The sequence below is a fragment of the Alkaliphilus transvaalensis ATCC 700919 genome (genome assembly GCF_000621485.1).
Lineage (GTDB): Bacteria > Bacillota > Clostridia > Peptostreptococcales > Natronincolaceae > Alkaliphilus > Alkaliphilus transvaalensis.
In genome coordinates, this window is sequence record NZ_JHYF01000002.1 from 128,711 (window position 1) to 148,517 (window position 19,807).

The 19,807-nt window shown below is 35.9% G+C and carries 20 protein-coding genes, 1 tRNA gene and 1 other RNA gene; 20 read left to right on the top strand and 2 right to left on the bottom strand.

Annotation, left to right across the window (positions count from 1 at the left end; translation table 11 throughout):
• Window positions 1-9 precede the first annotated feature (9 nt).
• The 5 genes from coaE (at window position 10) to ssrS (ending at window position 3,391) form a co-directional block, all read left to right on the top strand.
• Complete coding sequence (coaE, locus tag T335_RS0102865) at window positions 10-606, top strand: dephospho-CoA kinase (protein WP_026476193.1); 597 nt, start codon at window positions 10-12, stop codon at window positions 604-606.
• 24 nt (window positions 607-630) lie between these two features.
• On the top strand, window positions 631-1,254 hold the full coding sequence (locus tag T335_RS19700) for a lytic transglycosylase domain-containing protein (protein WP_051569102.1): 624 nt from the start codon (window positions 631-633) through the stop codon (window positions 1,252-1,254).
• 106 nt (window positions 1,255-1,360) lie between these two features.
• On the top strand, window positions 1,361-3,010 hold the full coding sequence (locus T335_RS0102875; protein WP_026476194.1) for a peptide ABC transporter substrate-binding protein: 1,650 nt from the start codon (window positions 1,361-1,363) through the stop codon (window positions 3,008-3,010).
• Window positions 3,011-3,109: 99 nt separating this feature from the next.
• A tRNA-Leu gene (locus tag T335_RS0102880) sits at window positions 3,110-3,195 on the top strand.
• Between the two features lie 7 nt (window positions 3,196-3,202).
• Window positions 3,203-3,391: non-coding RNA, 6S RNA (gene ssrS, locus T335_RS21880), on the top strand.
• Between the two features lie 204 nt (window positions 3,392-3,595).
• Here the strand turns inward: ssrS and T335_RS0102885 are convergent.
• Entirely contained in the window at window positions 3,596-3,775 is a 180-nt protein-coding gene (locus T335_RS0102885; RefSeq protein ID WP_026476195.1) for a hypothetical protein, read from the bottom strand.
• A gap of 259 nt (window positions 3,776-4,034) precedes the next feature.
• Here T335_RS0102885 and T335_RS0102890 point away from each other — a divergent pair, with 259 nt between their 5' ends.
• Entirely contained in the window at window positions 4,035-5,681 is a 1,647-nt protein-coding gene (locus T335_RS0102890) for a PucR family transcriptional regulator (RefSeq protein WP_026476196.1), read from the top strand.
• Window positions 5,682-5,756: 75 nt separating this feature from the next.
• Here T335_RS0102890 and T335_RS0102895 read toward each other — a convergent pair whose 3' ends face one another.
• Window positions 5,757-6,449 (bottom strand): cyclase family protein, encoded by a 693-nt coding sequence (locus T335_RS0102895; protein ID WP_026476197.1) that lies wholly within the window; start codon window positions 6,447-6,449, stop codon window positions 5,757-5,759.
• A gap of 496 nt (window positions 6,450-6,945) precedes the next feature.
• Here T335_RS0102895 and ftcD point away from each other — a divergent pair, with 496 nt between their 5' ends.
• From ftcD to T335_RS0102965, 14 genes are all read left to right on the top strand, one after another.
• Window positions 6,946-7,854: a glutamate formimidoyltransferase gene (gene ftcD, locus T335_RS0102900; protein WP_026476198.1), complete on the top strand. Its 909-nt coding sequence runs from the start codon at window positions 6,946-6,948 to the stop codon at window positions 7,852-7,854.
• Between the two features lie 114 nt (window positions 7,855-7,968).
• Window positions 7,969-9,384 (top strand): dihydroorotase, encoded by a 1,416-nt coding sequence (locus T335_RS0102905; RefSeq protein WP_026476199.1) that lies wholly within the window; start codon window positions 7,969-7,971, stop codon window positions 9,382-9,384.
• Window positions 9,385-9,474: 90 nt separating this feature from the next.
• A complete protein-coding gene (locus tag T335_RS0102910; RefSeq protein WP_026476200.1) occupies window positions 9,475-10,077 on the top strand; it encodes a cysteine hydrolase family protein in 603 nt (200 codons plus the stop codon).
• A 112-nt stretch (window positions 10,078-10,189) separates the two neighbouring features.
• Window positions 10,190-10,744 carry a UbiX family flavin prenyltransferase gene (locus T335_RS0102915; protein WP_026476201.1) on the top strand — a complete coding sequence of 185 codons (555 nt, stop codon included), beginning with the start codon at window positions 10,190-10,192 and terminating at the stop codon, window positions 10,742-10,744.
• 10 nt (window positions 10,745-10,754) lie between these two features.
• On the top strand, window positions 10,755-12,110 hold the full coding sequence (locus T335_RS0102920; protein ID WP_026476202.1) for a UbiD family decarboxylase: 1,356 nt from the start codon (window positions 10,755-10,757) through the stop codon (window positions 12,108-12,110).
• An 18-nt stretch (window positions 12,111-12,128) separates the two neighbouring features.
• Window positions 12,129-12,437, top strand: a complete 309-nt coding sequence (locus T335_RS19705) for a BMC domain-containing protein (RefSeq protein WP_051569103.1) — start codon at window positions 12,129-12,131, stop codon at window positions 12,435-12,437.
• Window positions 12,403-12,885 carry a hypothetical protein gene (locus tag T335_RS0102930; RefSeq protein ID WP_156943615.1) on the top strand — a complete coding sequence of 161 codons (483 nt, stop codon included), beginning with the start codon at window positions 12,403-12,405 and terminating at the stop codon, window positions 12,883-12,885. Before T335_RS19705 ends, T335_RS0102930 begins: the two co-directional genes overlap by 35 nt.
• A 31-nt stretch (window positions 12,886-12,916) precedes the next feature.
• On the top strand, window positions 12,917-13,288 hold the full coding sequence (locus T335_RS19710; RefSeq protein ID WP_051569104.1) for a BMC domain-containing protein: 372 nt from the start codon (window positions 12,917-12,919) through the stop codon (window positions 13,286-13,288).
• Between the two features lie 301 nt (window positions 13,289-13,589).
• The gene (locus T335_RS0102940) at window positions 13,590-13,865 is read left to right on the top strand and encodes a BMC domain-containing protein (RefSeq protein ID WP_026476204.1); all 276 of its coding nucleotides are present in this window, start codon (window positions 13,590-13,592) and stop codon (window positions 13,863-13,865) included.
• A gap of 23 nt (window positions 13,866-13,888) precedes the next feature.
• The gene (locus T335_RS0102945) at window positions 13,889-14,716 is read left to right on the top strand and encodes a hypothetical protein (protein WP_026476205.1); all 828 of its coding nucleotides are present in this window, start codon (window positions 13,889-13,891) and stop codon (window positions 14,714-14,716) included.
• Window positions 14,717-14,729: 13 nt separating this feature from the next.
• Window positions 14,730-15,017, top strand: a complete 288-nt coding sequence (locus T335_RS0102950) for a EutN/CcmL family microcompartment protein (protein ID WP_026476206.1) — start codon at window positions 14,730-14,732, stop codon at window positions 15,015-15,017.
• A 22-nt stretch (window positions 15,018-15,039) separates the two neighbouring features.
• Entirely contained in the window at window positions 15,040-16,854 is a 1,815-nt protein-coding gene (gene ade, locus T335_RS0102955; protein ID WP_026476207.1) for an adenine deaminase, read from the top strand.
• Between the two features lie 152 nt (window positions 16,855-17,006).
• Window positions 17,007-18,332: an NCS2 family permease gene (locus T335_RS0102960; protein WP_084280909.1), complete on the top strand. Its 1,326-nt coding sequence runs from the start codon at window positions 17,007-17,009 to the stop codon at window positions 18,330-18,332.
• 117 nt (window positions 18,333-18,449) lie between these two features.
• Window positions 18,450-19,787, top strand: coding sequence for a 5'-deoxyadenosine deaminase (locus T335_RS0102965; protein WP_026476209.1), 1,338 nt, complete (start codon window positions 18,450-18,452; stop codon window positions 19,785-19,787).
• Window positions 19,788-19,807 lie beyond the last annotated feature (20 nt).

Consider the following 19,807-nt stretch of genomic DNA (forward strand, 5'->3'; position numbering starts at 1 on the left):
GTTAGCAAAATGAATAAGGTGATAGGACTAACAGGAGGAATTGCTAGTGGAAAGTCTACCGTTTCAAAAATACTCTCAGATCTAGGGGCGGTAATCATTGATGGTGATATCATCGCTAGAAAAATCGTTACTAAGGGATCACCAGCTTTAGACGAGATTAAAAACTTTTTTGGGGAAGATTACTTAAATAAAAGGGGCGAATTAGATCGAAAAAAGTTGGGGGGGCTTGTTTTTAAAGATAATGAGGCCTTAAAAAAGCTTAATGAAATTACCCATCCAAAAATAATTGAAGAGATAAAAAAAGAGATAATTTCCCACAAGAAAAACTGGCCAAATACTGTTATAATTGTAGATGCAGCTTTATTAATTGAAATGAAGCTTACTGAATTAGTGGATGAGGTTTGGCTGGTGGCTTTACCCTACGAGCAACAGTTAAAAAGGCTGATGGAAAGAGATCAGCTAACTTTGGCGGAAGCTGAAAAAAGAGTTAATTCTCAAATGAGTTTAGAGGAAAAGAAGAAGTTTGCCCACCAAACAATTGATAATTCAATGGATTTAGAGCACTTAATTAAAGAAGTTAAAGTTTTGTGGAGGAATTTAGATTAAGGAAAGTTTTGTGGAGGGGTGTCATTGATTATAGTTATAAGCAGAAAAATTCGAACCTTACTAATGATAATGTTAATTCTAGTAATTGGTGCCTTTTTAACCTACAATGCTAAATGGATTTTAGGGATAATATACCCCTTTCATTATCGTGACTTAGTAGAGACATATGCTGAGGAATATAATGTAGATCCATATTTAGTAGCAGCTATTATGAGGAATGAAAGCAGGTTTAATCCTAATGCAATTTCAAGAAGAGAAGCGAGGGGATTAATGCAAATCGCTCCTGTAACAGGAGATTGGGCTGCAGAAAAATTAAATATAGATAATTTTACCTATGAAGCTCTTTATGAGCCAGAACTTAATATTCGAATTGGAGTATGGTATATTAGTATTTTAGAAAATGAATTTGATGGTAATTTGCATTTGATGGTGGCAGCCTATAATGCAGGAAATGGCAATGTTAGTAGATGGCTCGAAAACCCAGCCTATAGTAAAGATGGCAAAAATCTAGATGAAATACCTTTTCCTGAAACTAGAAACTATTTAACAAAGGTATTAAGGGATTATGAAAGATATCAAATAATCTATGAAGACTTAGGAGTCTTGAAGCTAATTAGGCATTTAATTGATAAACCAACCTTGTTTTAGTAAATATTATTTTATGTTTTAACACCTACTAAAATAGTTTATAATGGAAAGAAAAGAGAAGTTAAGTAAGTAGAAGTGTTGTACTGCTGTAAGAGGGGGACCAATGATGAATATGTCAAAAAACATTTATATCATTCTAATATTAATAATAGCATTATCTTTCACCGCCTGTAGTGGACAGCTGCTGCCAGATGAGACCTTCCAAGAAGATGAAGAAGAGGAAATCGTCATTGAAAACTATGACCCAGCAGAAGGTGGTAATCTTAAATTGGCTGTAACAAGGTTTAATACAGCAAATCCTTTGTTTAATAGTAATAAAAGTTTACAACAGTTTCAGCATTTAGTATTTGAGGGTTTGGTAGCCTTTAATCATGAGATGGATTTAGAACCTGCCTTAGCTGAAAATTGGACAATTTCTCCTGATGGTCAAAGTATAGATTTTGCCCTAAGAAAAGATGTTAGGTGGCATGATGGACAACCCTTTACTTCCCAAGATGTTATTTTTACCTTTCAAGCTATAAAGGGAACCCTTAAAGATCTGAAGGGTACCTCAATTTATAGAGGAAGTCTACAACAAGTATCGGATATGAAGGCTATCGATGATGATATCGTAAGAGTAACCTTCACTAGACCTTTTAGTAATGGTCTTGAAGTGATGACCTTTCCGATATTACCAAAGCATCTATTTGAGGGGAATAAAATTATTACATTAAATAATGAAGACTTTCCCCTTGTAGGGACAGGTCCTTATCAATTAGAAGGTTATCAACGGATGAAAAAAATTCAATTGAAGAAAAATAATAATTATTGGGGTCAAAAACCTTATATCGATACCGTTGAGGTATTGATTGTACCAGATGTTGAAGCGAAATTATCATTATTTGAAAATGGTGATGTGGATGTGGCAAGACCAACCTCTATTGACTGGGGTAGGTACGCCGATAATAGACGGGTGAATGCCTATGAATTTGTAAGTAATGATTATGAATTTATTGGCTTCAATTTCAGAAATAAGCTATTACAGAATGAAGCTGTAAGAAAGGCCTTTGCCTATGGGGTAGATCGTCATGCAATAGTCAGAAATGTATATCTGAATAATGCGACAGTAACAGATGTTCCAATAAATCCCCAATTGTGGCTATATAGTGATGAAGCAGGGGTACAATATGGTTATAGTGTTGATACAGCTAATGCTCTATTAGAAGGAGCTGGCTTTACTAAAGATTATGTAGACCTGTACAGAAAAAATGAAGCAGGTGAAACCCTTACTTTTAAATTAATTACAAATAAGGGAAATACCTTAAGGGAAAAAACTGCTTATTTTATTAAGGATGAGATGGCAGCAATCGGCATAAAAATAGAAGTAGAATTTTTAGAATGGGAAGACTTTAACGAAGCAATTTCTAGAGGTAACTTTGATATCCTTTTAGGGGGCTGGGAGTTAGCGCCAGTACCTGATCTAACCTTTGCCTTCCATTCATCACAAATAGGTGGAACTAACTATATTGCCTATAATAATGAAGAGATGGATACTTTATTGGAGAATGCTTCTCGGGCAAGGAATCGTCAAGAAAAGTTAGAGACCTATCAAAAACTTCAATTCCATATTGCTAATGAGTTACCCTATTTAAGCTTATTCTTCCAAAACAATGGGATTCTAGTTAGAGATCATGTTAAAGGTGAAAAGCACCCTCATGATATTAATATTTATAAGGGAATTGAAAACTGGTATATTAATACAAAAATAATCCAATAGAGGGAGTCTAATGATTGACTTCCTCTTTCAACCACCTTAAGGAAAGGAATTGACTTTTATATAATAGGGTATTATAATATTAAAGTACCATAACAACAAGCGGATGTGGTGGAATGGCAGACACGCTATCTTGAGGGGGTAGTGGGCCTAGGCTCGTATGGGTTCAAGTCCCATCATCCGCACCAAAATTAAAGATTTCTGAAATACCCGTGAAGCTTTTATTTTGAACCTACATTATATTTACGGGAGCTTTATATTAAATATGGAGGTCGGGCCTAGAGTAAGTCCTAATGAGGCAGAGGAAGATTGAAGTATTTATGCGGGCACCCACCTATCGTTAGATAGGTGTCAAAATAGAGCAAACGGTATTTTGGATATAACAAATAACAAAGAGAGGGTAATCCTCTCTTTTTTTATGTTTTTGAATTGTTATGTAATATTTTATATTTTGAAAGACCAAAGGACAAGATGCCAAGGCTTAGTCATCCTATAAATCTTCCGAAGGAAGACTTTGTTCATAGATGAACTAAAGGGATTTCTATCATTTAGTGTTGAGTTCATCGAGGAATTAATTTTATAGGGCAATTAAATCTGTAAAGTCAATAAAACTTCATCGATCATAGAATCTGTTAAGTTCAGGTTTAGTAAGTTAGCATAAGACTTTAATAATACCCGCTGATCTCGATGAGAAATGGTTTCATTCCTTAGTTTTGTGACAAAGGTTTTAATCAGATTTAGATTAAATTGAAATGTGGTAATGCTCATGGATAATAACCTCCCTGTATACATGTCGAATAATGACGAATAATTCTTCCATTTATAAAATTCGTAGCAATTAGATAATTGGGTTCCTAAAAAATTTGGTAAATTATTCTGCAATTTTAGGCAGGTATTTTTATAATTTGTAAATAAGATATAAAGGATATTTGTAAAATATTCAGAATATATACTACAAAGGAGCTTTTAGTACCTTCCTTTGTATATATTTAATAAATATAAAGTACTAGGGGGTTGGCAGATAGATATGAAAAGACAAAATGGGATAACGATAGAAAATGTAATGGGTATGACTTGTATGGAAAAATCAACACTGATAGCTGGACTGCTGGGAACAAGAAGAACTGTCTCAAAGGTAAATATTATGGCAGATCCAGATGCCTTAAATTGGGTTTCACCAGGGGAGTTATTGCTCACTACGGCCTATTCCTTTGAAAAGGACGATATAGAAGGTCAAAAACGTTTGATTAAAGAAGGGGCAGCTAAAAACCTTGCTGGTATAGGTATTAAAATAACGCCATATTTAGAAAGTCTCTCTCAAGAAGTATTAGATATAGCTAATAAATTAAACTTTCCTATTATTGATATCCACTATGCTACACCCTTTTCCGATATTACAACAGCAGTATTTAAAGAAATTTTTAATAAACAGGCATCATTGTTAGAACGAATTGAAAAGGTTCATGAACAGTTAATGAATGTAGCCCTTAATGAAGGAAGCTTTGAAGAATTAACTAAAATTATCTATGAAAATTTGAGAAATCCTATTTATATTAGTTTATTCTCTTTAAATCAAGCTCATCATCAACTGGGTTCAAAAGAAGATATGAAAAATTGTTTAATTGAAAATGTTGAAAAATTTTATAGTCAAGGTTCTAAAAAAAGATATAATAAAAAATTTGATGAAAGTTCAGTAACGATAAATGATCGACCCATTAGAAGAATGATTATGCCTATCTTAGTAAAAGATCGTGTCTATGGCCATATATTTGCTTGGGATATTGATTCGCCTTTAGGCGGATTTGATCTGTCAGTATTAGAGTCAGCTTCCACCACAATTGCATTAGAAATCTTAAAGCAAATTTCTGTAAGGGAAGTGGAAAATCGCTACCGTACAGAATTTATCGAAGATTTATTCTCTAGGGACGAACGAAGAAATGAAAAGGCAATAGAACGGGCAAGCACCTTTAAGTTGAGTTATGATGAGGAATATATTAGTATTGTGATTCAGCTATTTTTTCAAGGACAGCCCGTAAGGGATTCAATTTATCAAGGAACACATGATTTAAGTCGTTCAACAGAAAGACTGTTATTAGAACTAGATTTGAAAGGGTTTGTTGCTTGTAAGAGTGATTGTATTTATGTACTACTATCCCATAATAAAAGAAATAAAGACTTACTTAAAACCTTTACTGAAAAAATTGATAGCTTACTTACTGAAAGATTAAAGTCTACGGAATTTAAAATTGGTGTAGGTAGACCCTATAAACGATTAGATCAAGTGTATAAAAGTTATATTGATGCCATCAGAGCAATTCAGACAGGTGAAATTCTTAAGGAAGAATCAGTTGTGTACTTTGATGAGCTAGGAATTTATAAAATCCTTAGTCAAGAAGTATTAAAGGATGAATTAGAAGAATTTTATAAAAGAACAGTCCTGCCTTTAGTAGAATATGACAATCAAAAATCGACAGATCTAGTAAGTACCCTAGAAAGTTACTATTTGTATAATGGGAATTTGAAAAAAATTTCCAGTGCCATGTTTACCCATTATAATACAATTCTCTATCGCATTCAGAGAATACAAGACATATCTGGCATGAATCTAGAAAATCACAAAGATCGTTTGAACTTAGAAGTTGCTCTAAAAATTAAACGTTTATTGAAAAAGTAGATAAAGAGTTAATGAAAAGGACTGGATTCTAGTACAAAATAGAATACAGTCCTTAAAAAGTTACACTTAAAAAAACTATTCATCTAAAAGTGCCACTGCCCTAATAGGAGAACCCGAACCTTCCCTAATCTTTAATGGTAGACCGAAATATAAAAATCGTTTATTAAGCAATAGGTGTAGATTACAAAGATTTTCGGTGTTAGTTATATCATATTCTCCACATACTAGATGTCCTGAAAAATCTATATCTTCAGGATGATCAATAGCGGGGGCATCAACTCCAATGTTAACGACACCCTTCTCTGCCAGCCATTTAGCACCTTGATAGCTTAAGCCACTGTAGGTGGTCTGCCATTTGTCAGTTCCAAAGTTTCGATCATAATGGCCTGTGTATAATAGAACAATATCACCCTTTTCAATAGTAAGACCTGACTTTCTTTCTGCTGCTTCTAAATCATTAGGCTCTATATACCTAGTAGCAGGTATATGGGATAAATCAATGCAAAGGGCACTACCCCAAAAATATTCCAGCGGCATTTTTTCGATGGTTGCCCCAGAAGGCTTATATTCCCAAACAGCGTCACAATGGGTGCCTCCGTGTTCACTAATTAAGAGGTTTCTTGCAGAAAAGCCTAATTTCTTACTACCGGTGGTTTGCATATTTTCTTCATGGGTCATGTTTGTCATAATGAAGGTTTGTTGATGCATAGGAAAAACAGACATACCTTGAAAAATTTCTTGGGATAAATCAATTAAACGTAAAGCCATAGACATTTCTCCTTTCCTAAATTATATATGTATAATACTTAGATTTTAATCTAGATTTTCCTTCTTATTTTAGTCCTACTATATAGGTTTACTAAAGGGAGTTTAAAACCTATGGAATTAAGTTATTTAAAGAGGTTAGCTAAATAAAACAAGTTATATTGAGAATATTTTCGTTAATAATGAACAAAACAAATAGCGAAAAATGTCGTATAAATCTAAATATTTAGATAAATACAACAAAGGTTATTATTCGAATTTATTGAATTGTTTAATAGACAACTAATCAAAAACAACAAACCTTGTGATTCAAAGCAATATACCTTTTTATAAATAATATACATACTAAAAAGTACAACGATAACATAAATATTACTATTGGTTTTTATGCATGATTGGTCATTGAAATGCTTCTTGTAGGGGATCAAAAATGTAAAATTAACACAATCAAATTTTATTTATTATATGATCTATCAAATTATTTTAAGGAGGAACTTAAATGTCAACAGAAAAAAAATATGTATTAGCAGTTCCTAATTTTAGTGACGGAAGAAGACAAGAGGTGATCGAGGCAGTAGTGGGGGAGTTAAAAGGTAAAGAGGGTGTCAAACTAGTTAGTTATGAGCCAGAACATGACTTTAATAGAACTGTTGTTACAGTAATTGGCGAACCAGCCCCATTAAAAGAGGCGCTATTAAAAATGGCTGGTAAATGTTATGAGCTAATCGATATGGAACAACAAGAGGGAACTCACCCAAGAATTGGCGCACAGGATACGATACCGCTTTTCCCTTTTAAAAACATTAGCTTAGAGGAATGTGTTCAGTTAGCTGAAGAAATTGGAGAAGAAGTTTATCAAAGATATGAAGTACCAGTTTACTTTTCGGGAGCAAATGCAAGAAATGAAGATCGTAAAGCGCTTTCCTTCATCAGAAAAGGCCAATATGAAGGTTTAAAGGAAGTTGCCCATACTGATGCAAGAAAACCAGATATCGGTCCAGCTGCCCTACATTCATCAGCTGGGGCTACCATAGTTAGTGCAGACTTAGAAGGATTAACAGCCTATAATGTTTTCTTAGCTACAGAAGATGTAAATATTGCTAAAGCAATTGCAAAGGGAGTTAGAGGACCAAGTGGCGGATTTTCCACAGTTAGAGCCGTTGGGATCAAATTTCCAGAAAGATCTGGTGTCGTTGTTTCGATGAATATGTTTGATTGTGGTGCAACACCCCTCTACAGAGCATATAACTTTGTTAAACAAGAAGCTTCTAGGTATGGGGTTGCTGTAACAGGCTCTGAAATTGTTGGTCCAGTAAAATTAGATTATTTGTTAAATTCTTTAGAATTTTATCTTGGCTTAGAAGGATTTAGAAAAGAGCAAATTTTAGAAACCCATTTAATGGAGTAGAAGGACTTTATTCGAATTAAATGTGAAATGAAGTTTCAAAAGGGGTTTAGAATTTAGTCATGTGTGTAGATTTATGGAAACTAATTCTAAGAGAGAATAAAAGGAGGTCTTTAAATGAAATATGATGTAGTATTAAAAAATGCGAAAATACCCTATGGTGACGAAATGGTGGATACCCATATCTTAGTAAAAGATGAAAAGATAGCAGGTTTTGTTACAAATCTAGAAGGAATCCAATATGAAAATGAAATTGATGTTGAAGGAAACTTAACTTTACCAGGATGCTTCGATTCCCATACTCATTTTATGGATCCTGGATTCACCCATAGAGAAAACTTCTTAACAGGAACATCATCAGCTGCTGCTGGCGGGCTTACAATGATTATGGATATGCCTTGTTGTTCTAAGCCTTCAGTTAGAGGGGTTGAAGAGCTAGAGTCTAAGCTAGCTGCTATTAAAGATAAAGCAGTGATAGATTATGCCATGTGGGGTGGTGTAACAGGAGAAGATATCAGAGCAGGTAAGAAGCATATTATTAAAGAACAAGCCGATTACGGAGTATGTGCCTTTAAAGTGTATATGACACCTTCTGTACCAACCTATGAAAGAGTAAATGATCCCGAGATGCTAGAAGCCTTTAGATGGGTTGCAGAAACTGGAGTACCGGTAGGAATCCATGCAGAGAATTTCGCAATGTGTGACTACTTTGTAAAGAAGTTTCAAAAAGAAGGTAGGTTAGATGGTCCAGCCTGGGCAGAGGCAAGACTAGTTGAGGCAGAGCAAGCTGCTATCGAGTTAGGGATTAACTTCTCACAAGCCACTGGGGCAAGATTACACATTGTTCATATGAGTTCTGGTATAGGTGCAAAGTTAGTGGGAGAAGCAAAAAAGAAGGGGTTAAATGTAACTTCTGAAACCTGCCCCCATTACTTGATGTTAAACTATCAAGATGCAATGACAGAGCATATGCAATTTGCTAAAATAGCACCTCCATTAAGAACTACTAAGGATAATGAAGAACTTTGGGAAGGACTGCAAAATGGTAGCGTTGACTTTATGGCTACAGACCATGCCCCTTATGAAATCGAAACAGAAAAAGAAGGTGAAGGCATGAATATTTGGACTGCTTTCCCAGGTATACCAGGGGTAGAAACCTTAGTACCTATTATGGTAAGTGAAGGCTATAACAAAGGAAGATTAAGCCTTTCAAGATTGGTAGAAGTATTAAGTACAGCCCCTGCAAAACAATATGGTTTATATCCTAAGAAGGGAGCTATGATGATCGGATCGGATGCAGACTTTACCATTATAGACCTAGAGAAAGAATGGACTATAGACCAAAAGAAAACCTATTCTATGGCAAAATATAACCCATTACATGGTATAAAGCTAAAGGGTAAACCAGTTAAGACAATTGTTAGAGGAACCCTAGTATATGATGAAAATGTTGGGATTGTTGTTAAAGAAGGTTTTGGTCAATTTGTTAGAAGGCAAAGAATTGATAAGTTAGATAAAACAATTAAATATTAATGATTAAATATTAATGATTAAATATTAATGATAGGATAAAAAAATTGGTGTATCCCATAGGAAGATAAAAAACTGAAGGGGGAATTAATGATGCCACGTCATGCGATATTGGTAATCGATATGCTTAATGACTTTGTTGGAGAGAAGGCTCCACTAAGATGTCCTGGTGGAGAAACAATTATACCAGACTTACAAAAACTTTTTAAATGGGTAAGAGCTAGAAAAGATGACGATATCCATTTAGTTCATATTCAAGAAGCCCATCGTAAACATGATGCAGATTTTAGAGTAAGACCAGTTCATGCAGTAAAGGGAACATGGGGGTCTGACTTTATTAAAGAGTTATATCCAGAAGGAGACGAATATATCGTACCTAAAAGACGTCATAGTGCATTTGCCCATACAGACTTAGACCTTTACTTAAGGGAAGAAAATATAGATACAGTTGTGGTAACTGGTGTGTGGACTAATGTATGTGTAAGAAGTTCAGCTACAGATGCACTAGCTAACGCCTATAAGGTAATTACCCTAAGTGATGGTTGTGCTTCAAAAACAGAAGAAATGCACCAATATGGATTGAATGATTTAAGTATCTTCACAAAGGTAATGACGATTGATGAATATATTAATGCTTGGGAAAAAGGGGAAGACCCTTGGATTGGTGGCGGCGACGCTGAAAACAAAGTTAAATAATATAAGGGGTTAATGAGTGAACCTGCCCGCTTAGGCGGGCGGGATTTACCCAATTATAGCGCTTTTTTATCCAGTAATAACCAATAAAGGGACTTGAGAAAGTGGTGAGCATATGAGGATCATTGTTGGACTATCAGGAGGTAGCTGTGCCATCTATGGTGTTGGCTTATTGAAGGTTCTTCAAGATTTAAATATAGAAACCCATTTAGTTGTATCAACAATGGGTGAATATGTTGCAAAACACGAGTGTGGAATGGATCTTCAAGAACTAAAATCGTTAGCTACCTACTTCCATGATAATAAAGATTTGGCTGCACCTATTGCCAGTGGTTCCTTCAAAACAGACGGAATGGTGATCGTTCCTTGTTCTATGAAGACCTTGGCAGCGGTGGCTAATGGAATGTCAGATAACCTTCTAACAAGGGCTGCTGATGTTGTGATAAAGGAAAGAAGAAGGTTGGTGGTTGTTCCAAGGGAGACCCCCTTAAGCGTAATTCATCTAGAAAACATGTTGAAGTTAGCGAAAATGGGGGTAACAGTAATGCCGGCAGCCCCAGGTTTTTATCATCAACCAGAAAGTATTACAGATCTAGTGAGTATCATGGTGGGGAGAACCTTAGATCAATTAGATATAGAACATAACCTATTCAAAAGATGGGGCGAATAGGAGGGATATAATGGAAAACCAAATGCTTAGGGGGGCACTAGATCAACTGAATAAAATAGAAGAATTGCAGCAGTGTAATGTTGAAGTTGATCCAAAATATGAGTTAGGTGCAGTCCTCAAATATTTTAACAATGAAAAACCAATTCTTTTTAATAAAGTAAAGGGCTATAACATGCCGGTTGTAGGGGGCTTATTTGGGAATAGAGAAATCTATTATAAAATGATGCAGACCAATCAAGAAGAAAGACTCTTTAAATTCATGGAGGCAATCGCCAATCCTCAGCCAGTAAAGCGATTATCCGATGGCCCAGTCAAGGAAAACATCATAACAAGAAATATAGACCTTCAAAGAATACTCCCTATTCCTACCTTTCATGGCGGCGATTCATCTAGCTTTATTACTGCAGGAATTGTAGTAGTTAAAGATCCTGATACAGGAAAAAACCATACTTCGGTTCGTAGATTACAAATCAATAGGGGAAATGAAATGTCGATTTTGGTTGCTTCTCCTTTGGCTAATAGCCAGTATAGAATTAAAGAAGCTCAAAATAAACCTCTTGAAGTAGCCATCATTCTTGGTTATGACTATGAATTTCTCTTAGCTTCTCAAATCAGTAGTGAAACCTACGGAGTTGATAAATATGAAGTCGATAGTGCTTTAAGGGGAGAACCTTTAGAACTAGTAAAGTGTCATACTGTAGATTTAGAGGTTCCTGCCTATTCAGAGATAGTAATAGAAGGAGTAATGCCACCTCATAAAAGGGAGATTGAAGGGCCCTTTGGAGAATTAATGGGGTATTACGGTGCTATTGCTCCCCATCCAGTTGTAGAAGTGAGTTGTATCATGCATCGAAACAATCCAATTTTTCAAACTGCTTTTCCTTGTAGAGAAGAACATCTATCCAATGGACTAATCAGGGAGGTAGAACTTTTTACAACTCTTCAGAAATTAGTTAAGGTAAAGGATGTTAATGTGACTGTGTCGGGGGGATGTCGATTCCACGCCATTGCCTCTATTGAAAAGCAAAAGGATGGAGATGGGAAAACAGCCATCATTGGAGCCTTAGCCAGTAGTAAAGATGTTAAACATGTTGTGATTGTAGATGAAGATGTAGATATTTATAGCCACGATGATATAGAATGGGCTATCGCATCTAGGGTCCAAGCATCGAAGGACCTAGTAATCATCCCCGATGGATTAGGCTCAGGTTTAGAGCCCTCCCATTTAATGAGGGGTGTAACCGATAAATTAGGAATAGATGCCACAAAGCCTTTAGGCGAAATGAGGAAACAATTTGAGCGGGCAATTATTCCAGGATATGAACAGATTGACATAAACAAATATTTTCCAGGGATGAAAAAATAGTAAAAGGTGGTTATCAAGATGAAACAGGCCTTAGGATTCATTGAAACCAGAAGTCTTGTAGCAGCTGTTCAAGCAGCCGATACGATGGTGAAATCAGCCGATGTTAAAATTATGGACTTTAACTATGTTGGCTCAGGAATTATTGCAGTAATCGTCGCTGGGGAAGTAGCAGCAGTTAAAGCAGCTGTAGACAATGGCATAGCAGTTGCCCAACACTTAGGAGAAATTATCTCTACTAATGTAATTGCAAGGCCCCATGATGAGGTTGATAAGTTATTAGAAGAAGAAATAGATGGCGGTGAGGAAAATGGCGAATCCACTAACTAGAAAAGTGATGGACAATATGGTGAAGCAGTCCCCTTATCATAAAGAGGAAAATAAAAAAACGCAGAAATATGAAAACGCTACCTCCAATAATCTAAATAAAAAAGAGGAAGAGTTGTTAATTAACATAATTTATAAAAATAATGGCGTTAATTATCGGAATATATCAACTAATCAAAAAAAAATATCTACTAATAAAAATTACACTTTATCTAGCCCGCAATCTGACGCTTCCATTAAAGCCGTAAATCAGTGGGATCGAGATACATCAAAAACCATGACCCTAGATGAATTGGCAAAACAGTATCAAAAAGAAGATGAAAAGAAGGTAAGTGGAAAGACAGTTGCAGAGGATGGCAAAGTTACTGCTACGACTAAATATATGGATTTGAGTTCCTATGTACCCACGGTATCACTAAATTCCATAGGAAAAAAAGGATTTAATAAGTAAACAGTAAGCTAATATATTGGGAGGTGAGCTTGTGGCAGCATTAGGATTAATTGAAGCAGTTGGTTTAACAACAGCTATTACAGCCTTAGATGCAGCGGCAAAGGCGGCAGACGTAACCTTAGTAGGATATGATAAGGTTATTGGTGCTGGTAAAGCCATTACGGTAACAATTCATATCGTTGGAGAGGTGGCAGCTGTAAAGGCCAGTGTAGAAGCAGGAGTAATGGCTGCAAGTAAAATAGGTACTGTGTTATCCCATCATGTGATCCCAAGACCCCATGATGAAGTAGATAAGCTAGTTGAAATGTTTAAGAAAAATCTACAAGATAAGAAAAAGAAATCTAATACCAGTCAAGTCAGTAATAAGGCTATTGGAAGTAAAAAAGTAAAAGAAAGTAAGTAAAAGAAAGTAAGTAAATGAAAATAAGTAAATGAAAATAAGTCAACTTAGGAAATTACATCATACCATAACAAATGAATTTATATACGATTTATGCAAATATGAAAGCAGAGTCCCGCATTGTGAAATGGGTAATTTCTTTGATATTATAATAGATTACTCATTGAACACTAAGCAGTGAAGTTTTCATTTTGTATTAATAAATTTTAAATTTTATGCAATTTTCTCAACTAAATAGACCAAGAAAAGCAGAAAAACATTCTAAAATAACCAATGGTTATTACAAAAAAGGGAGGAAATAAGTATGAGTCAAGCATTAGGAATGGTAGAAACAAAAGGTTTAGTAGGTGCAGTTGAAGCAGCCGATGCAATGGTAAAGGCAGCCAACGTTACTTTAGTCGGATATGAAAAAATTGGATATGGGCTTGTAACTGTTATGGTTAGAGGAGACGTAGGAGCAGTTAAAGCAGCTACTGATGCAGGGGCAGAAGCAGCTAGAGCAGTTGGAGAGCTTCACTCTGTTCATGTAATCCCAAGACCCCATTCAGAAGTTGAAAGAGTTCTGTTAAAGGGAGAATAAAATAATCCTGAGTAGGTGAAGACATGAATCAATATAACCGAACAAGGGAAATTATGAAGCAGCTTTCCAATAGAACTGCTTCCGTATCCAACGATACCTCTGGCGGAATGAGTAAAAATATTCTAGTCATTTTTACGGGGAACAACCATGAGGTAGAAACAGGAATAAAGACGTTAATAGCTGGTAGATCCTATGGATTTAGATACGATCTGGTCTTTACAGAGGCTGCAGAAGCTCTATTAGATGTAGGGATAATTGTACAGCAGCTTCAACCTAAAAGAGTATTTGAAGAGACAAAAAACTTTTATCCAGAGGAGATCCTTAAAGGAATAGATTCTATAGTGGTTCCAGTTCCAACACAAAATACCGCCTTTAAGCTGGCCTTAGGAATTCAAGATCAGTTGGTTCCAAGGCTTTTATGGGAAGGCTTATGGAGGGGGATACCGCTATGGATGAACCTAGATGGGCTATTTCTATACAAAGGGAAGGAAACTACTTCTTCTGCCTTAAAAGAGGTTATTAGAGGCCATATAACTAGATTAACAGATATGGGAGTCAAAAGAATTGATAACAACCATTATCTGTTGGAGATTCTTAAAGGAAAGATAAATCCTAAAGAAATATCAGTAGAATCTATGGATTCCATAGATTCTATTGTAAGATTGGACTCATTTCAATGGGGTGATAAGAATAAGTCTCAGAGGGTTGTTATTACTGAAAGAGACATATTAAATTATCCAATTGGTGAAAAGGAAATTCAAGTAGAAGAAAATGCTATTATCACATCATTGGCCCATGATGCAGCAAAAGCCAGAGGAATTAAGCTAATTAAGATAAAAGCTCCAAAATAAGGGGGAGAGGTTTATGCAATTAGGTAGAGTCGTTGGAACAATAGTAGCAACAAGAAAAGATGAAAGGTTAACAGGGAATAAATTAATGATTACCCAACCCTTAAGTATGGAGGAAAAGCCCATAGGCCAACCCCTTATTGCTGTAGATACAGTAGGGGCGGGGATTGGTGAAACTGTAATATTTGCTACAGGAACAGCCGCTCGGCATGCAGCTGAAAAGCTTCAATCACCTATTGATGCTGCTATTATAGGAATTGTAGATAACATCGATGTTTATAAAGACTTAATGGAAGATAAGTAAAGGAGAGAGGAGGGGATTTCCTTTGTTAGATGCCCAAGGAGTAAAACAAGCAATAGAATATAGGGGATTAATTGATGTCTTAATGTCTGATAAACATTGGGCAGATTTAGTCCTTTATCGTGGAAATGTAATTAATGTAATTACTAGAGAAATTTATCAAGCTGATATTGCTATAAAGGGAAAGTATATTTTAGTAGTTGGTGATGCGACTGGTTTAATAGGGCCAGAAACAATTGTTGTGGATCTACAAGGAAAGTTTTTAGCCCCAGGTTTTATAGATTCCCATATGCACTTTGAAAGTAGTATGTTGACAATTACTGAATTCTCAAGACTTTCTATTCCATCGGGGACAACTACCCTTGTGGCTGATCCCCATGAAATAGGCAATGCTTTAGGCCCTATAGGGATAAAAGCCATGGCAGAAGAGGCAAGTGTTGTACCTAACCATGTTCATCTTGTTGTACCTGCTTTAACTCCCGATTGTCCCGGTCTAGAAACGGCAGGATATGATATAACATCTAAGGATATGAAGGAAATCTTAAATTATCCTAATGTAATTGGAATTGGAGAGCTACAGGGCTTTAGTAACGCTAAACATGTCTATCGAAATACCCCAGAAGTAATTACTGATTTAGTTGCCTCTACCATCTATGCTAAAAGTATTGGTAAGATAGTAGATGGTAATGCACCAGAATTATTTGGTAGTGAGCTTGCTGCCCATATTATTGCCACTGGTGGAAAATGTTCTTGTCACGAAACTACTACAAAGGAAGAGTGCGTAGAAAAGCTTAGACAGGGTGTATACGTTTTCATGAGGGAAGGTTCAACCCAAAGAAATATGGCAGAATGTATTCGGGCTGTGACAGAAGAAGGTCTTGACTCCAGAAGATGTATCTTAGCTACTGATGATATGGTGGCAGAAGATTTAGAGAAATTGGGTCATATGAATGAAATTGTAAAAAGAACCATTGCTGAAGGGGTAAACCCTGTAGAGGCAATTCAGATGGTAACCATTAATCCTGCCACTTATTTTGGCTTAGAAGATCGAGGTGTTTTAGCACCAGGAAAAATGGCAGATATAGCAGTCATTAGTGATTTAAAAGACATGACAGTGGAGGCAGTATTTTTAAAGGGACAATTAGTGGCTTCCCAAGGTAATTTACTTATTGATTTACCTAAATATACTTACCCCGAAAATGTTAAACAGTCGGTGAAATGTCCTCCGATACAAGAAAAAGACTTACAAATTACAGCAACAGGTAGTCAAGCAAGGGTTAGATGTATTGAACTGATCCCAGATCAAAATCTTTCTGGTAGTTTAGAGGAAAGTCTAAGGGTACAACAGGGAATTGTGATGTCGGACCCTAGCCAAGATGTATTGGAAATTGTTTGCCTAGAGCGATATGGAAGAAATGGTAGCATTGGTAAAGCCTTTGTTAAGGGCTTTGGTTTAAAGCAAGGAGCCTTTGCCGAGAGTGTTGCCCATGACACCCATAATATTATTGCTGTTGGAACAAATTTGAAGGATTTAACTGCTGCAATTAACCATGTAATAAAGATGGGGGGAGGAATTGCCCTAACCAACAGAGGTTCAGTTATTGAAGAATTAAGACTACCAGTAGGAGGATTAATTACAGACGAACTAACAGGACCAGAAGTAAGTAAAAAAATAGCCCAGTTGGAAAGGGTAGCTAAGGAGCAATTAGGTTGTAGCGTCCACGCTCCATTTATGCATCTATCTTTCTTAGCCTTATCTACAAGTCCAAAGTGGAAAATTACTGACCAAGGGCTTATTGATGTAAATAATTTTAAGATTCTTTCACCAGTAATAGACTAATATTAGAAGTTACAATGAGTTACAGTTACTAGGTGAAGGAATGGATTAAAAATAAAGGAGGGGAGAATTTAGTTTTCAGACACCATGGGGTAGGTTTTTGCCTATAGTCAAAAGTGTGTTTTGAAATGCCTAAACCGAAGGGGGAAATTTTAATGAGTTCTAAGATGCAAGCATCTGAAAGTAGTTTTTTTGAAAAAGCCTTTAAGTTAAAGGAGCATAAAACTAATGTTAAAACAGAGGTAATTGCAGGCATTACAACTTTTATGACCATGGCGTATATTTTAGTAATCAACCCACTTATTTTAAGTGAAACAGGTATGGATATTAATGCATTATTTACAGCTACTGCTTTATCGGCTGCTATTGCTACTTTAGTAATGGCCTTCTTAGCCAACTATCCCTTTGCCCTAGCGCCAGGGATGGGCTTAAATGCTTTTTTCGCCTACTATGTTGTAATTAACTTAGGTTATTCATGGCAGTTTGCCCTTACAGCTATTTTAATTGAAGGGGTTATTTTCCTGCTTTTAACGATGTTTAATGTAAGAGAAGCTATTATTAATTGTATACCTATGAATATTAAACATGCGGTAAGTGTGGGGATCGGTCTATTTATTGCTCTAATAGGTTTTAAAAATGCAGGTATTGTAGTAGGTGATGGAGCTACCTTAGTAACCTTAGGCTCTATAACTGACCCAGCAGTACTTGTAGCACTAGTAGGAATTATTATCGTTGGGGTATTGTTAGCTAAAAAAGTTAAAGGAGCTCTACTAATTGGAATGATGCTTACAACTGTAATTGGGATTCCATTTGGAGTAACGCCATTACCTGAAAAGCTACTAAGTGCTCCTCCATCCTTATCACCTATCTTTATGCAGTTTGAGTTTTCAAATATCTTATCCCTTGATATGGTAGTAGTTGTATTTACCTTCCTATTTGTAGACTTATTTGATACTTTAGGAACATTAGTAGGGGTAGCTACTAAAGCAGATATGTTAGATAAAGACGGAAAACTTCCAAAGGCAAAGCAAGCTTTATTTGCCGACGCCATTGGTACAACTGTAGGAGCCTGTCTAGGAACAAGTACTGTTACAACTTATGTTGAAAGTGCATCTGGTGTAGCAGAAGGTGGAAGAACTGGTTTAACTGCCTTTACTACAGGGTCACTTTTCTTAATCGCATTATTATTCTCCCCAATCTTCTTAATCGTACCATCGGCAGCAACAGCACCAGTACTGATCTTAGTGGGGTTATTCATGCTTTCTCCAATTGCTAAGATCAATTTAGAAGACTATACAGAAGCCATTCCTGCCTTCTTAACAATAGTCTTGATGCCTTTCACCTTTAGTATAGCTGAAGGGATTGTATTTGGTATTATGTCTTATACCTTCTTAAAGTTAATAACAGGTAAAGGAAAAGCTGTATCTCCTATTATGTATGTCTTGACCATTATCTTTGGAATTGCTTTAGTTGTGATGTAATTTCTATAAAGCTCCCATCTTTGGGTGGGAGCTTTATAAAATATGAATAGCTATGAAGGATCTATAATAAATATCTTTGATAGGTGTTTATATTATTCATTTAAGGGGGAGACCATTATGAGTAAGATATTAATCAAAAATGGAACGATTGTAACAATGAACAAAGAACGGGAAATTTTTAAAGGGGATCTTTTAATCGAAGGAAATTTGATAAAAGAAGTTGCTAGAAAAATAGAAATAGAAGAAGCCATCATTATCGATGCAGAAGGAAAAGTAGTTATTCCAGGGTTAATTCAGACCCATATCCATCTAACCCAAACACTGTATAGGGGGCAGGCTGATGATTTAGAATTATTAGATTGGTTAAAGGAAAGGGTATGGCCTTTAGAAGGTTCCCATACGGCAGAATCTAATTATATTTCTGCAAAGTTAGGAATCGCTGAATTAATTAAGGGAGGAACAACCTCTATCATAGATATGGAAACGGTTAGCCATACAGAAGCAGCCTTTGAAGCAATTATAGAAAGTGGTATAAGGGCCATATCTGGCAAATGTATGATGGATTATGGAAGTGGTCTACCAGCAAGTTTAATGGAAAAAACTGAAGATTCTATTGATGAGAGTATAAAACTACTAAAAAAATGGCACGGAAAAGGGAATGGTCGTCTACAATATGCCTTCACACCTAGGTTTGTTGTATCCTGTTCTGAAGCGTTATTAATAAAGGTGAGGGATCTAGCAATTGAATACGATGTGATGATTCACACCCATGCTTCAGAAAATAGAGGTGAAATTGAATTAGTTCAACAAGATCGGGGAATGAGAAATATAAATTATCTCCACCATTTAGGCCTAACAGGTGAAAAATTAGTGTTAGCCCACTGTATTTGGTTAGATGATGAAGAAATGAAAATATTGGCCGACACAGGGACCAAAATAGCCCACTGTCCTAATTCAAATCTAAAACTTGCCTCAGGAATTGCAAAAATACCAGAGCTATTAAAAATGGGTGCAAATGTGTCCTTAGCAGCCGATGGTGCTCCCTGTAATAATAACTTAGATATATTTCAAGAAATGAGAAGTGCAGCCTTAATTCAGAAGGCTAGACTCTTAAGTCCTACCGTGATGCCAGCCCATCAGGTTTTTGAAATGGCCACCCTTGGGGGAGCAAAGGCCATGAGAATGGAAAATCAATTGGGTAGTTTAGAAAAAGGTAAGTTAGCTGATGTTGTAATTATGGACTTGAATAAATTGCATATAGGGCCAAATTATGAGGCAGATATTATTTCTCAATTGGTCTATTCAGCTTCAGCCAGTGATGTAGAGACGACAATTGTAGACGGAAAAATATTAATGGTAAACAGAGAGTTACAAACCTTAAATGAGAAAGAAATTATGACGGAAGCTAATAGAATATTACAACAACAAATTATTTTAAGTGGGATCAAAAAGTAAAATTAAAGCCTGTTAGAAGC

Excerpts from the sequence above, each read along its gene's own strand:
- coaE (WP_026476193.1), top strand. The coding sequence starts at position 10 with ATGAATAAGGTGATAGGACTAACAGGAGGAATTGCTAGTGGAAAGTCT.
- T335_RS0102875 (WP_026476194.1), top strand. The coding sequence starts at position 1,361 with ATGAATATGTCAAAAAACATTTATATCATTCTAATATTAATAATAGCA.
- T335_RS0102885 (WP_026476195.1), bottom strand. The coding sequence starts at position 3,775 with ATGAGCATTACCACATTTCAATTTAATCTAAATCTGATTAAAACCTTT.
- T335_RS0102890 (WP_026476196.1), top strand. The coding sequence starts at position 4,035 with ATGAAAAGACAAAATGGGATAACGATAGAAAATGTAATGGGTATGACT.
- T335_RS0102895 (WP_026476197.1), bottom strand. The coding sequence starts at position 6,449 with ATGGCTTTACGTTTAATTGATTTATCCCAAGAAATTTTTCAAGGTATG.
- ftcD (WP_026476198.1), top strand. The coding sequence starts at position 6,946 with ATGTCAACAGAAAAAAAATATGTATTAGCAGTTCCTAATTTTAGTGAC.
- T335_RS0102905 (WP_026476199.1), top strand. The coding sequence starts at position 7,969 with ATGAAATATGATGTAGTATTAAAAAATGCGAAAATACCCTATGGTGAC.
- T335_RS0102910 (WP_026476200.1), top strand. The coding sequence starts at position 9,475 with ATGCCACGTCATGCGATATTGGTAATCGATATGCTTAATGACTTTGTT.
- T335_RS0102915 (WP_026476201.1), top strand. The coding sequence starts at position 10,190 with ATGAGGATCATTGTTGGACTATCAGGAGGTAGCTGTGCCATCTATGGT.
- T335_RS0102920 (WP_026476202.1), top strand. The coding sequence starts at position 10,755 with ATGGAAAACCAAATGCTTAGGGGGGCACTAGATCAACTGAATAAAATA.
- T335_RS19705 (WP_051569103.1), top strand. The coding sequence starts at position 12,129 with ATGAAACAGGCCTTAGGATTCATTGAAACCAGAAGTCTTGTAGCAGCT.
- T335_RS0102930 (WP_156943615.1), top strand. The coding sequence starts at position 12,403 with ATGGCGGTGAGGAAAATGGCGAATCCACTAACTAGAAAAGTGATGGAC.
- T335_RS0102940 (WP_026476204.1), top strand. The coding sequence starts at position 13,590 with ATGAGTCAAGCATTAGGAATGGTAGAAACAAAAGGTTTAGTAGGTGCA.
- T335_RS0102945 (WP_026476205.1), top strand. The coding sequence starts at position 13,889 with ATGAATCAATATAACCGAACAAGGGAAATTATGAAGCAGCTTTCCAAT.
- T335_RS0102950 (WP_026476206.1), top strand. The coding sequence starts at position 14,730 with ATGCAATTAGGTAGAGTCGTTGGAACAATAGTAGCAACAAGAAAAGAT.
- T335_RS0102960 (WP_084280909.1), top strand. The coding sequence starts at position 17,007 with ATGAGTTCTAAGATGCAAGCATCTGAAAGTAGTTTTTTTGAAAAAGCC.
- T335_RS0102965 (WP_026476209.1), top strand. The coding sequence starts at position 18,450 with ATGAGTAAGATATTAATCAAAAATGGAACGATTGTAACAATGAACAAA.